The organism is Rhodobacter ferrooxidans, from assembly GCF_000176015.1.
Taxonomy (GTDB): domain Bacteria; phylum Pseudomonadota; class Alphaproteobacteria; order Rhodobacterales; family Rhodobacteraceae; genus Pseudorhodobacter_B; species Pseudorhodobacter_B ferrooxidans.
The window spans coordinates 35,827-47,981 of sequence record NZ_ACYY01000016.1; the positions used below are offsets into that span (position 1 = coordinate 35,827).

Annotated in this window: 12 protein-coding genes; 6 read left to right on the forward strand and 6 right to left on the reverse strand. The window is 64.9% G+C overall.

Annotated features, from left to right (window positions below; translation table 11 throughout):
* Positions 1-118: 118 nt before the first annotated feature.
* The 5 genes from uvrC to RSW2DRAFT_RS12085 all read right to left on the reverse strand — a co-directional run bounded on the left by uvrC (position 119) and on the right by RSW2DRAFT_RS12085 (position 5,008).
* A complete protein-coding gene (gene uvrC, locus RSW2DRAFT_RS12065) occupies positions 119-1,993 on the reverse strand; it encodes an excinuclease ABC subunit UvrC (protein WP_050786816.1) in 1,875 nt (624 codons plus the stop codon).
* Between the two features lie 298 nt (positions 1,994-2,291).
* Positions 2,292-3,071, reverse strand: a complete 780-nt coding sequence (locus tag RSW2DRAFT_RS12070) for an SDR family oxidoreductase (RefSeq protein ID WP_008031357.1) — start codon at positions 3,069-3,071, stop codon at positions 2,292-2,294.
* Positions 3,071-4,006: a calcium/sodium antiporter gene (locus RSW2DRAFT_RS12075; protein ID WP_040672121.1), complete on the reverse strand. Its 936-nt coding sequence runs from the start codon at positions 4,004-4,006 to the stop codon at positions 3,071-3,073. The genes RSW2DRAFT_RS12070 and RSW2DRAFT_RS12075 overlap by 1 nt, the downstream gene beginning before the upstream one ends.
* A 12-nt stretch (positions 4,007-4,018) precedes the next feature.
* Positions 4,019-4,207, reverse strand: coding sequence for a hypothetical protein (locus RSW2DRAFT_RS12080; RefSeq protein WP_008031361.1), 189 nt, complete (start codon positions 4,205-4,207; stop codon positions 4,019-4,021).
* Positions 4,208-5,008, reverse strand: a complete 801-nt coding sequence (locus tag RSW2DRAFT_RS12085; RefSeq protein ID WP_008031363.1) for a S49 family peptidase — start codon at positions 5,006-5,008, stop codon at positions 4,208-4,210. It abuts the gene before it with no gap.
* A gap of 86 nt (positions 5,009-5,094) precedes the next feature.
* Here RSW2DRAFT_RS12085 and RSW2DRAFT_RS12090 point away from each other — a divergent pair, with 86 nt between their 5' ends.
* The 6 genes from RSW2DRAFT_RS12090 to RSW2DRAFT_RS12115 all read left to right on the forward strand — a co-directional run bounded on the left by RSW2DRAFT_RS12090 (position 5,095) and on the right by RSW2DRAFT_RS12115 (position 11,958).
* Positions 5,095-5,988, forward strand: a complete 894-nt coding sequence (locus RSW2DRAFT_RS12090) for a LysR family transcriptional regulator (RefSeq protein ID WP_008031365.1) — start codon at positions 5,095-5,097, stop codon at positions 5,986-5,988.
* Between the two features lie 86 nt (positions 5,989-6,074).
* Positions 6,075-6,548, forward strand: coding sequence for a formate dehydrogenase subunit gamma (locus RSW2DRAFT_RS12095; protein ID WP_008031366.1), 474 nt, complete (start codon positions 6,075-6,077; stop codon positions 6,546-6,548).
* The gene (locus RSW2DRAFT_RS12100) at positions 6,545-8,074 is read left to right on the forward strand and encodes a formate dehydrogenase beta subunit (protein WP_008031367.1); all 1,530 of its coding nucleotides are present in this window, start codon (positions 6,545-6,547) and stop codon (positions 8,072-8,074) included. Before RSW2DRAFT_RS12095 ends, RSW2DRAFT_RS12100 begins: the two co-directional genes overlap by 4 nt.
* On the forward strand, positions 8,071-10,947 hold the full coding sequence (gene fdhF / locus RSW2DRAFT_RS12105) for a formate dehydrogenase subunit alpha (RefSeq protein WP_008031368.1): 2,877 nt from the start codon (positions 8,071-8,073) through the stop codon (positions 10,945-10,947). The genes RSW2DRAFT_RS12100 and fdhF overlap by 4 nt, the downstream gene beginning before the upstream one ends.
* 2 nt (positions 10,948-10,949) lie before the next feature.
* On the forward strand, positions 10,950-11,747 hold the full coding sequence (gene fdhD, locus RSW2DRAFT_RS12110) for a formate dehydrogenase accessory sulfurtransferase FdhD (RefSeq protein WP_008031369.1): 798 nt from the start codon (positions 10,950-10,952) through the stop codon (positions 11,745-11,747).
* Positions 11,737-11,958 carry a formate dehydrogenase subunit delta gene (locus RSW2DRAFT_RS12115; RefSeq protein WP_008031370.1) on the forward strand — a complete coding sequence of 74 codons (222 nt, stop codon included), beginning with the start codon at positions 11,737-11,739 and terminating at the stop codon, positions 11,956-11,958. Before fdhD ends, RSW2DRAFT_RS12115 begins: the two co-directional genes overlap by 11 nt.
* A 3-nt stretch (positions 11,959-11,961) precedes the next feature.
* On the opposite strand, the gene RSW2DRAFT_RS12120 is transcribed toward RSW2DRAFT_RS12115, so the two are convergent.
* On the reverse strand, positions 11,962-12,144 hold the full coding sequence (locus RSW2DRAFT_RS12120) for a hypothetical protein (RefSeq protein ID WP_008031371.1): 183 nt from the start codon (positions 12,142-12,144) through the stop codon (positions 11,962-11,964).
* Positions 12,145-12,155 lie beyond the last annotated feature (11 nt).

The following is a 12,155-nucleotide window of genomic DNA, read 5'->3' on the forward strand; positions in this document are numbered from 1 at the left end:
TGGTTCGAGGCGGCGGCGTCTTGCGGGAACTTCAATATGAAGTGCGTCGCCTGCCGTTCAGTTCAACCTGAAGTTTATCACAAATGCCAACCCCGGGCAATCGCGGCGGCGGGGGCGGTCAGCCGCGGGCGTTGAAATGGTCCGAAATGGTTTGCGCCATGGCCGCCGAAATGCCGGTGACCGCCATCAGGTCGGAAATCCCGGCGCGCGAAACCGCCTTGGCGCTGCCGAAATGCGCCAGCAGCGCCTTCTTGCGTGCAGCGCCCACGCCCGGAATTTCATCCAGCGGTGTGGCCGATACCGCCTTGGCGCGCTTGGCCCGGTGGGCACCAATCGCCCAGCGGTGCGCCTCGTCACGCAGGCGTTGCACGAAATACAGCACCGGGTCGTTCATCCGCAGCGCAAAGGGCCGCTGGCCGGGGCGGTGGAATTCCTCCTTGCCGGCATCGCGGTCCACCCCCTTGGCCACGCCGACCATGGCGATGTCATCGACCCCGAGGCCCGCCATGATCTCGGCCACCACCGACACCTGCCCGGCACCACCGTCGATCAGCAGAAGGTCGGGCCAGGCGTCGGATTTGCGATCCGGGTCTTCCTTCAGCAACCGTTCAAAGCGGCGGGTCAGCACCTCTTTCATCATGCCGAAATCGTCGGAATTCGCCCCGGCGTCGGATTTGATGTTGAACTTGCGATACTGGCTTTTAAGGAACCCCTCGGCCCCGGCGACGATCATGCCGCCCACGGCATTGCTGCCCTGAATATGCGAGTTGTCGTAAACCTCGATCCGCTTCGGCGGCGCGTCCAGATCAAACGCCTCGGCCAGCCCGGCCAGCAGGCGGTTCTGCGAGGCGCCCTCGGCCACCTTGCGCGCCAGGCTTTCGCGGGCGTTGCGGGCGGCGTTTTCCACCAGCTCGGCCTTTTCCCCGCGCTGCGGCACCCCCAGCGTCACCTTGCGCCCGGCGCGATCCGACAGAAGCTGCGTCACCAGATCGGGGTTATCCACGGGATGCGACAGCAGGATCAGCCGCGGCGGCTCCTTGTCGTCGTAGAACTGCGCCAGGAACGCCTCCATGATCTCGGGCGCCTCGGCCCCCGCCCCGGTTCGCGGATAGAAATCGCGGTTGCCCCAGCTTTGGTTGGCGCGGATGAAGAACACCTGCACGCAGGCCTGCCCGCCCTCCAGATGCAGCGCGATCACATCGGCCTCGGCCACACCGCGCGGGTTGATGCCCTGCGCCGATTGCACCTGGGTCAGTGCCTTGATGCGGTCGCGCAGGGCGGCAGCGCGCTCGAACTCCATCGCCTCGGACGCCTCGGCCATCGCGCGGGCCAGATTGGCCTGAACCGTGGTGGAGCGGCCTTGCAGGAACTTCGTGGCATCGGCCAGCAGGGTGGCATAATCCTCGGGCGTGACCTTGCCGACGCAGGGGGCGGCACAGCGCTTGATCTGGTAAAGCAGGCAGGGCCGCGTGCGGCCATCGAACACCGCATCGGTGCAGGTGCGCAGCAAGAACACCCGCTGCAACTGGTTCAGCGTGCGGTTCACGGCACCTGCACTGGCGAAGGGGCCGAAATAGCTGCCGGGTTCCGACCGCTTGCCGCGATGCTTGCGGATCATCGGGAAGGGGTGGCCGCTGGGGATGACGATATCGGGAAACGACTTGTCGTCGCGCAAGAGCACGTTGTAGCGCGGTTTAAGCTGCTTGATCAGGTTCTGCTCCAGCAGCAGCGCCTCGGTCTCGGTGCGGGTGGTCAGAAACATCATGCTGGCGGTTTCGGAAATCATCCGGGCAATCCGCCCAGAATGGCCCGAGGCGCGGGCATAATTCGACACCCGCGCCCGCAGATTGCGCGCCTTGCCGACATACAGCACTTCCGACGCCGAGTTCAGCATCCGGTACACACCGGGGCTGCCATCAAGGCCTTTCAGGCAGGCCTGAATCACCGCCTGACCGGAGGCACCGCTGCCATTTTCCACGTCTTCAGCCGTCACGACAAAGCACCTTTCCAGAGTCACCGATTCCTCTGCCTCGCTGCAATGATAGCAAGCCGAGGGCAAGAGCAAAGGAGTCCACCGTTTCTGTGGGTAACTTGGCGGAGAACTTTCCGAAAGCCCGGAATTTTCCTTGTTTTCGGCCCGGTTCTTCGGGTTGCCTATTTTTTAGGCTGTTTTTCAAGTCATTGAAAAGGATAGGGGTTTTTCTTTTCACATGGCAATTAGTTGATTTCCCAGAACATTTGTAACGCCTGCGTGAAGGGCTTGGCGGAAATGGGACAACTTTTCGCAGGGGTCACTCAACCCCAAGGATATCAGGGGTTTTCCACGCCAGATGCTGACCGCCGTCGATGCACAGAAGCTGGCCGGTAACGGCAGGCGAATCGAGGAAAAAGCCCAGCGCCGCGGTGATATCCGACGCATTGGCACCCCGCCCCAGAACGGTGGCGCCGCGTTGGCGGGCAAAGTGTTCGGGGGTCTGCCGCGCGCCTTGCAGGGTCGGCCCCGGACCGATGGCATTGACCCGCACCCGCGGCGCCAGGGCCTGCGCCGCGGTCTGGGTCAGCGCCCAAAGGCCCATCTTGGCCAGCGTGTAGGTCATGAATTCCGGCGTCAGTTTCAGCACCCGCTGGTCGATCATGTTGACCACCAGCGCCTGCGCCACCGGCTCGCCCAGATCGTCCGGAATCGGCGCGGGGGCCTGCGCGGCAAAGCCCTGGGTCAGCACGAAGGGCGCCCGCAGGTTGCTTTCGATATGCCGGTCCCAGCTTTCCCGGGTGGCCGACGCCAGGGTGTCATATTCGAAGATCGAGGCGTTGTTGACCAGCAGGCTCAGCGGCCCGCTCAGGGCATCGGCTGCCCGCGCGATCAACCCGGCGGTTTCCGCCTCGATCAGCAGATCGGCCTGCAAGGCCACGGCACGGCGGCCAAGGGCGGAGATTTCCGCCACCACCGCGGCGGCATCGTCCTCGGACCCCGCGAAATGCACCGCCACATCAAAGCCGCGCCCGGCCAGATACAGCGCCATCGCCCGGCCCAGCCGCTTTGCCCCACCGGTGACCAGCGCCCGCGCCATCACAGCACCAGCACGGCGGCATAGGCCGCATAGATCGCGATGAACCCCGCCCCGACAACCCGGGTGATATCGCGTTTCATCAGCACGAATGGCACCAGCAGCAGCGTCGCCGCCAGCATCACCCACAGGTCCAGCCGCAGCATCTGCACCGGCACCGCCAGATCGCCCACCAGACCGGCCACGCCGATGATGCCCAGCAGGTTGAAGATGTTCGAGCCGATGACGTTGCCCATCGCCACATCGGCCTGCCCCTTCAGCGCCGCCGCGATGCTGGTCGCCAGTTCCGGCAACGAGGTGCCAATGGCCACCAGCGTCAGCCCGATCACGGTCTCGCTGACCCCCAGCACCCGGGCGATGTTGACCGAGCCTTCCACCAGAAAATCCGCGCCGACCGGCAGGCCGATCAGGCCGCCCGCCAGCCAGGCGATCACCAGCGGCCAGGGCATGTTGGGGTCGGCACCTTCGATATCGGCGTCGTCAGACTCGACCCGCGTCTGCTCGGTGCTGCGGAAACTGTCCCACAGCATCAGCGCCAGCCCGACCAGCAGGATCAGCGCGTGCCACCAGGTGATCGGCCCCAGAAAGCAAAGCCCGATGAACAAAAGCGCCGATGCCACCATGATGGCATAGCTGCGCCGCAGTTCAAGCCGACTGGAATGGATGGTGGCCAGCAGCGCCGGAATCCCCAGCACCAGCAGCACGTTGACGGTGTTCGACCCCACCACGTTGCCCAGCGCGATGCCGGGCTGCCCGGCCATTGCCGCCTTGACCGACACCAGCATCTCGGGTGCCGAGGTGCCAAAGGCCACCACGGTCAGCCCCACCACCAGCGCCGGAATCCCCAGCCGCAGGCTGAGGTTGACCGCCCCCTTCACCAGCGCATCGCCCGCAAAGACCAGTATCACCAGCCCAAGCGCCACATAGATCAGGTCCATGGTCAAGATCGTCTATTCCTTGCCCGCGCGCGGCTTGCCGCAATCGCAACCGCCAGCGCCGATGATGTATTGGCCGCATTTCGGGCATTTCGCCGGTCTGCCGACCAAGCGCCGCCTCAACGTCGCCGGAAAGCGCAGCCGCCCGAACAGCGCCAGCACCGCCATCGCCACCAGAAACAGCAGGATGACCTTGACCAGCATCTAAAGCCCGAACCGCGACCACAGGGCGCGCTCTTCCACCTCGGCCAGCGCGTCGCCGACCATGCGGGCGCCGAACCGCTGGAACAGCGACCGCCGCCGTCCGTAGGGCACCAGATCGACCTTGTCGCCGTAAAGCGCCTTCAGCTTGGGCACCAGATGCGCCACGCCATCGGCCAACCCCAGATCGACCGCCTGTTGCCCCACCCAGACATCGGCGTTGAAGAGATCGGCCTCGGCCAGCCGCGCCCCACGCCGCGCCTTCACATGCGCAATGAACGCCTGATGGATCGGCGCCGCCAGCGCCAGCAGCCGCGCCGCATCTTCGGGTTTTTCCGGCAGGAACGGGTCGGCCAGGCTTTTCGAGCGGCCCGCGGTATGCACCCGCCGCTCGACTCCCTGCCGCTTCATCAGTTCGGGAAAACCGAAGCTGGCGAAAATCACCCCGATCGAGCCGACGATCGAGCTGTCATCGACCCAGATGTGATCCGCCGCGCAGGCCAGCCAATAGCCGCCCGAGGCCGCCACATCCTCGACAAAGGCGTGCACCGGCACTTTCTTTTCCTTGGAAAGTCGCCGGATGCGGGCGGCAATCAGGCTCGACTGCACCGCCGAGCCACCGGGCGAATTGATCACCAGCGCCACGGCTTTCGGCTTGCCGCGCGAAAACGCCCGCTCGATCACCGGGGCCAACGCCTCGTCACTAAGACCAGCACCGGTGCGCCCGCCGGCACCGATGGCACCGGAAAGCCGGATCACCGCCACCCACGGCGGCTGCACTGCAAAGGGATTGCGTATTCTCATGGCCAAGGATGTAGCCCCTGCACTGGCACGGAACAAGACCCACGGGCTTTCTTGCCGAATTTCCCGCAACCTGCGAAGCTTGGGCCATGATCGACAAGCTGGAAATGTTCATTGCCCTGGCCAAGGCCCGGCATTTCGGCCGCGCCGCCGAGGCCTGCCGGGTGGCGCAACCGACGCTTTCCTCTGCCATCCGGCAGTTGGAGGATCAATTGGGCGTGCAACTGGTGTTCCGCGGATCAAGGTTTCAGGGGCTGACGCCGGAAGGCTTGCGGGTGCTGGACTGGGCGCATCGCATCGTTGGCGACGCCCGGGCGCTGCGCGACGAGATGCGGATGGTGCGGGCCGGGCTTTCGGGCAATCTGCGGCTGGGGGTCATTCCCACCGCGCTGCCGATGGTGGCCGACCTGACCGCCCCCTTCCTGCACCGCCATCCCAACGTTCGCGTCACCGTGCTGTCGCGGACCTCTGCCGAAATCCTGTCGGGGATCGAGCGGCTGGAACTGGACGCGGGCATCACCTATCTGGACAACGAGCCGCTGGGCCGGGTGACCAGCCTGCCGCTGTATCACGAATTCTACCGCCTGCTTTGCACCCCCGCCTCGCCGCTGGCGGCGCGTGATCAGGTGAGCTGGGCCGAACTGGCCGACCTGCCGTTGTGCCTTTTGACCGCCGACATGCAGAACCGCCGCATCATCAATCAGCATCTGGCCGAGGCGGGCGGTGCGGTGGAGCCTTCGGTCGAATCGAACTCGACCATCACGCTGATGGCGCATGTGATGTCGGGGCATTGGGTGTCGATCCTGCCCAAGAAGCTGGCCGATCTGTTTGCCACCGGGGGTCGGTTGCGCGCCATTCCCATCGTCGCGCCGGAGGCCGAACATCTGGTCGGCCTGATCGCCGCCCACCGCGAGCCGCCGACGCCCTTGCTGGCGGCACTTTTGGAGGTGGCGCGGCGGGTTTCGGAAGTTGGTGGCGATTGATAGGTTTCTCCTATCGGCCCACGGCTAATCACTATTGATTTAGCTATCGTCTTGCGTAGAACCTCGGCAACCAACCGGAGGTTTCCATGGCGCACGACCAAGACCCTATTGCCGCGCGGGTCGCCGAGATTCTGGCGGCGCATCAGGGGCTGGAGGGGCCGCTGCTGCCGATCCTGCACGCGCTGCAAGCGGCCTTCGGGCATGTGCCGCAGGAAGCCCTGCCGCTGATCGCAAAGAACCTGAACCTGTCGCGCGCCGAGGTGCATGGGGTGATGAGCTTCTACCACGATTTCCGCGCGGCCCCCGCCGGTCGGCATGTGCTGAAACTATGCCGGGCCGAGGCCTGTCAGGCGATGGGGGCGGAAAAACTTGCCGCCCATGCCCGCACATCGCTGGGTATAGAATGGCACGAAACCACCCGTGACGGCGCGGTGACGCTGGAGCCGGTGTTCTGCCTTGGCCTGTGCGCCTGCGCCCCCGCCGCCTTGATGGATGGCAAGGTGGTGGGCCGGGTCGATGAAGCGCGGTTCGATGCGCTGGTGGCCGAGGTGCGGGCATGAAGATCTACGTCCCCCGCGATGCCGCCGCCCGCGCCGTTGGTGCCGATGCCGTGGCGGATGCCGTTCTGGCCGAAGCTGCGCGCCGCGGACTTGCGGTGAGCGTTGTCCGCAACGGTTCGCGCGGCATGGTCTGGCTCGAGCCGCTGGTCGAAGTGGAAACTGCCGCCGGGCGCATGGCCTTTGGCCCGGTGGATATCGCGGACGTGGCCGCTCTGTTCGACTCCGGTTGGGGCGCGCATCCGAAGGCGCTGGGTCTGACCGCGAACCTGCCGTGGATGCTGGGCCAGACGAGGCTGACCTTCGCCCGCTGCGGCGTGACCGACCCGCTGTCTTTGGCGGAGTTTCAGGCCCATGGCGGCCTTGCCGGTCTGCGCCGGGCACTGGCGATGGTCCCGGCGGATATCGTGGCCGAGGTTACCGCCTCGGGGCTGCGCGGTCGCGGCGGCGCGGGCTTTCCCACCGGCATCAAGTGGAAAACCGTGGCCGAGGCCGGGGCCGGGCAGAAATACATCGTCTGCAACGCTGACGAAGGCGACAGTGGCACCTTTGCCGACCGCATGATCATGGAGGGCGACCCCTTCCTGCTGATCGAAGGCATGACCATCGCAGGCCTCGCTGTCGGGGCCACGAAGGGATATGTGTATATTCGTTCGGAATACCCCGACGCCATCGCGGTGATGACCGAAGCCGTGGTGTTGGCGCGGGCAGAAGGGCTGCTGGGCGCTTCGGTTCTCGGCTCGGGCAAGGCCTTCGACATTGAAATCCGCACCGGCGCCGGCGCCTATGTCTGCGGCGAAGAGACCAGTCTGTTGAACTCGCTGGAGGGCAAGCGCGGCGTGGTGCGCGCCAAGCCGCCGCTGCCGGCGCTGCACGGCTTTCTGGGCCGCCCCACCGTGGTCAACAACGTGATATCGCTGACCTCGGTGCCGATCATTCTGGACAAAGGCGCCGGTTACTACCGTGATTTCGGGCTGGGCCGCTCGCGTGGCACCATCCCGCTGCAGATCGCCGGCAACGTGCGGTTCGGCGGGCTGTTCGAGGTGGCCTTCGGACTGACGCTTGGCGAGATTGTCGATGATATTGCTGGCGGAACCGCCTCTGGCCGCCCGGTCAAGGCGGTGCAGGTCGGCGGGCCGCTGGGCGCTTATTTCCCGCGCGAACTGTTCGACACTCCGTTCTGCTACGAGGAATATGCCGGCAAGGGCGGGTTGGTCGGCCATGCCGGGCTGGTGGTGTTCGACGACACCGCCGACATGCTGCATCAGGCGCGCTTTGCCATGGAATTCTGCGCCATCGAATCCTGCGGCAAATGCACCCCCTGCCGCATCGGCGCCGTGCGCGGCATGGAAACGCTGGACCGGATCGGGCGAGGCGATACGGCTGCGATCCCGCTGCTGTCCGATCTGTGCGACACCATGAAGGCTGGTTCACTTTGCGCGCTGGGGGGCTTTACCCCCTATCCGGTGATGTCGGCCCTGACCCACTTTCCCGACGACTTTTCCCCGCTGAAGGAGGCCGCCGAATGAAGGACTTCATCCTCCCGGACCGCGATTTCGGCACCCCTGCGGCAAAAAGCAAACAAATGGTCACATTGACCATCGACGGTTTCGACGTGACCGTGCCCGAAGGCACCAGCATCATGCGCGCCGCCGCTGAACTGGGCATTTCGGTGCCCAAACTCTGCGCCACCGACAGTATGGATGCCTTTGGTTCCTGCCGCCTGTGTCTGGTCGAGATCGAGGGTCGCAATGGCACCCCGGCGTCTTGCACCACGCCGGTGGCGCCCGGGCTGAAAGTGCATACCCAGACCGGCAAACTGAAAACCCTGCGGCGCGGCGTGATGGAGCTTTACATCAGCGATCACCCGCTGGATTGCCTGACCTGCGCCGCCAATGGCGACTGCGAATTGCAGGACATGGCGGGGGCCGTCGGTCTGCGCGACGTGCGTTACGAGGCGGTCGAGACCCACTTCAAACCGCGCAGCAACGGCGAGGCCAACCCGCTGTTTCAGGCCAAGGATCAAAGCAACCCCTACTTCACCTATGACCCGGCGAAATGCATCGTCTGCTCGCGCTGCGTTCGGGCCTGCGAGGAGGTGCAGGGCACATTTGCGCTGACAATTCAAGGCCGTGGCTTTGACAGCCGGGTGGTTGCGGGCATGACGGGCGATACGTTCCTGACCTCGGATTGCGTGTCCTGTGGCGCCTGCGTGCAGGCCTGCCCGACCGCGACCTTGCAGGAAAACTCGGTGATCGCCATCGGCACGCCCGGGCGTTCCGTCGTGACAACCTGCGCCTATTGCGGCGTCGGTTGCAGCTTCAAGGCCGAAATGCGCGGCGACGAACTGGTGCGGATGGTGCCGTGGAAAGACGGCAAGGCAAACCGCGGGCACAGCTGCGTCAAGGGCCGGTTTGCCTATGGCTATGCCGCGCACAAGGACCGGATTCTGAAACCGATGATCCGCGAGGCGATCTCGGATCCGTGGCGTGAAGTGTCCTGGGACGAGGCGATGCGATTTGCCGCGGGTCGCATGCGAGCCATTCAGGCGCAGCACGGGCGGCAATCGGTGGGGGTTCTGACCTCCAGCCGCTGCACCAACGAAGAGACGTATCTGGTGCAGAAACTCACCCGTGCGGTATTCATGAACAATAATACGGATACCTGCGCGCGGGTCTGCCATTCGCCCACCGGATATGGCTTGGGCCAGACCTTCGGCACCTCGGCCGGCACGCAGGATTTCGATTCCGTCGAACAGACCGATGTGGTGATGGTGATCGGCGCCAACCCGACCGATGGCCACCCGGTTTTCGCCAGCCGGTTGAAGAAACGGCTTCGGCAGGGCGCAAAACTGATCGTGATCGACCCGCGGCGGATTGATCTGGTCGATGGCCCGCATGTCAAGGCGGCGCATCATCTGGCGCTTCGCCCCGGCACCAACGTCGCCGTGGTAACGGCCATCGCGCATGTGATCGTGACCGAAAAGCTTTATGACGAAGCGTTCATAAAAACCCGCTGCGACTGGGACGAGTTTCAGGACTACGCCGATTTCATCGCCGCCCCGCATCACGCGCCCGAGGCGATCGAGGCGCTGACCGGCGTGCCAGCGACGGAAATCCGTGCCGCGGCAAGGCTATATGCTGCGGGTGGCAATGCTGCCATCTACTACGGCTTGGGCGTGACGGAACATTCGCAAGGCTCGACGACTGTGATCGGGATCGCCAATCTGGCGATGTTGACCGGCAATATCGGCCGTCCGGGTGTGGGGGTGAACCCGTTGCGCGGGCAGAACAACGTGCAGGGGTCTTGCGACATGGGGTCGTTCCCGCAGGATCTTCCGGGCTATCGTCACGTGAAGAACGACGCCGTGCGCGCCAGTTTCGAGGCCGCATGGGGCGTGACACTGGACAATGAGCCCGGCCTGCGGATTCCCAACATGCTGGATGCTGCTTTGGATGGCAGCTTCAAGGGGCTTTACTGCCAGGGCGAGGATATCCTGCAATCCGACCCCGACACCCGGCATGTTGCAGCCGGTCTGGCGGCGATGGACTGCGTTATCGTGCACGACCTGTTCCTGAACGAGACCGCAAATTACGCGCATGTGTTCTTTCCCGGCTCGACCTTTCTGGAAAAGGAAGGAACGTTCACAAATGCCGAACGCCGCATCAATCGGGTGCGCAAGGTGATGGCGCCGCGCAACGGTTTTGCCGATTGGGAAGTGACGCAAATGTTCGCCAATGCCTGCGGTGCCAACTGGACCTACACCCATCCCAGTCAGATCATGGACGAAATCGCGGCCTTGACCCCCACTTTCGCCGGGGTCAGCTATGACCTGCTGGATCAGGTCGGCTCGGTGCAATGGCCCTGCAACGCCAAGACGCCGCTGGGCACGCCGCTGATGCATATCGACGGCTTCGTGCGCGGCAAGGGGCACTTCATCAACACCGAATATGTGGCGACCGACGAGAAAACCGGCCCGCGTTTCCCGCTTTTGCTGACCACCGGGCGGATTCTGTCGCAATATAACGTCGGCGCGCAGACCCGGCGCACCGAGAATGTGGTCTGGCATGCCGAGGATGTGTTGGAGATTCACCCGCATGACGCCGAAGTTCGCGGCATCAAGCAGGGCGATTGGGTGCGGCTGGCCTCGCGGTCCGGCGAGACGACGCTGCGGGCAACGCTGACCGACCGGGTGTCGCCCGGCGTGGTTTACACCACGTTCCACCACCCCGATACGCAGGCCAATGTCATTACGACCGATTATTCGGATTGGGCCACCAACTGCCCGGAATACAAGGTGACGGCGGTGCAGATCAGCGCCTCGAACGGGCCGTCGGAATGGCAGGAAGACTATGCCGCACAGGCCGCCAAGGCTCGCCGCATCCTGCCCGCGGCGGAATAGCCATGCAGACCGCGCGCAACCTGCCGCGTCTGGCGTTCGGCAAGGCAGCGCCGGGTCTGCGCGCGCTTCCCGAAGAAGTGGCGGTGGCGATCAGCTACAATGGCACGACGCAGGCGGTGATGATGGCGACGCCCGCCGATCTGCAAGACTTTGCCTACGGCTTTTCCGCCACCGAAGGCATCGCGCAACCGGCCGAGATTGACAGCGTCACCGTGCAGGACACCGACGCCGGGATTGATCTGCAAATCTGGCTGCACCGGCCGGCCGAGGCGCGGCTGACCCAGCGGCGGCGCAGCATGGCGGGGCCGGTCGGCTGCGGGCTGTGCGGTATCGACAGTCTGGCCGAAGCGACCCGCAGCCCGGCCCCGGTGCCGCAATCGACCCTGCAATTGACCCCCTCGCAGGTGATGCAGGCCGCCAGCGATCTGGTGAAACATCAGCCGCTGCACGACGCCACCCATGCCGTGCATGCCGCCGGATTCTGGACGCCAAAGGCCGGGATGATCGCCGCGCGCGAGGATGTCGGCCGCCACAATGCGCTGGACAAGCTGGTGGGGGCGCTGCGGCAGCCGCATCCCGCCGGGGCCGTGGTGCTGACCAGCCGCGTTTCCATCGACCTCGTGCAGAAATGCGCGGCCCTTGGTGCGCCGGTGCTGATCGCGGTGTCCGCCCCGACAGCCGCTGCCGTCAGCATGGCCGAAGTGGCGGGTATCACTCTGATTGCCCTCGCCCGGCCTGACCGGTTCGAGGTTTTCACCCATCCCCAACGCATCACAGCAGAGGCCGCCGATGTCGCCTGACAAACTGATCTACATGGCCAACCAGATCGCCACCTTCTTCGACTCCATGCCCGAGGCCAAGGCAATCGAAGGCGTGGCGCTGCATATCAACGACAATTGGGAACCGCGGATGCGGCGGCAATTGTTTCAGATCATCGACGCGGGCGGTGCTGGATTGCGGCCCCTGGTGCTGCAATCCGCCAGCCTGATTCGCCGCCCCATCGCCGCCTGAACCCTACTGCAGATCACGTGGCAACCTGCGCCAGGTCACGATTCCGGCCAGCAGACCGGCCAGCGCCAGCACCGCCGCGATCAGCTTCAGCGTTGAATCTTGCGAGTTTTCCGTCAGTGCCAGCGAGCCGAACGCCAGCGCCGCAGACCAGGAAACGATACAGACAATCGCTGTCAGTTTGTTCATGTGATCCTCCC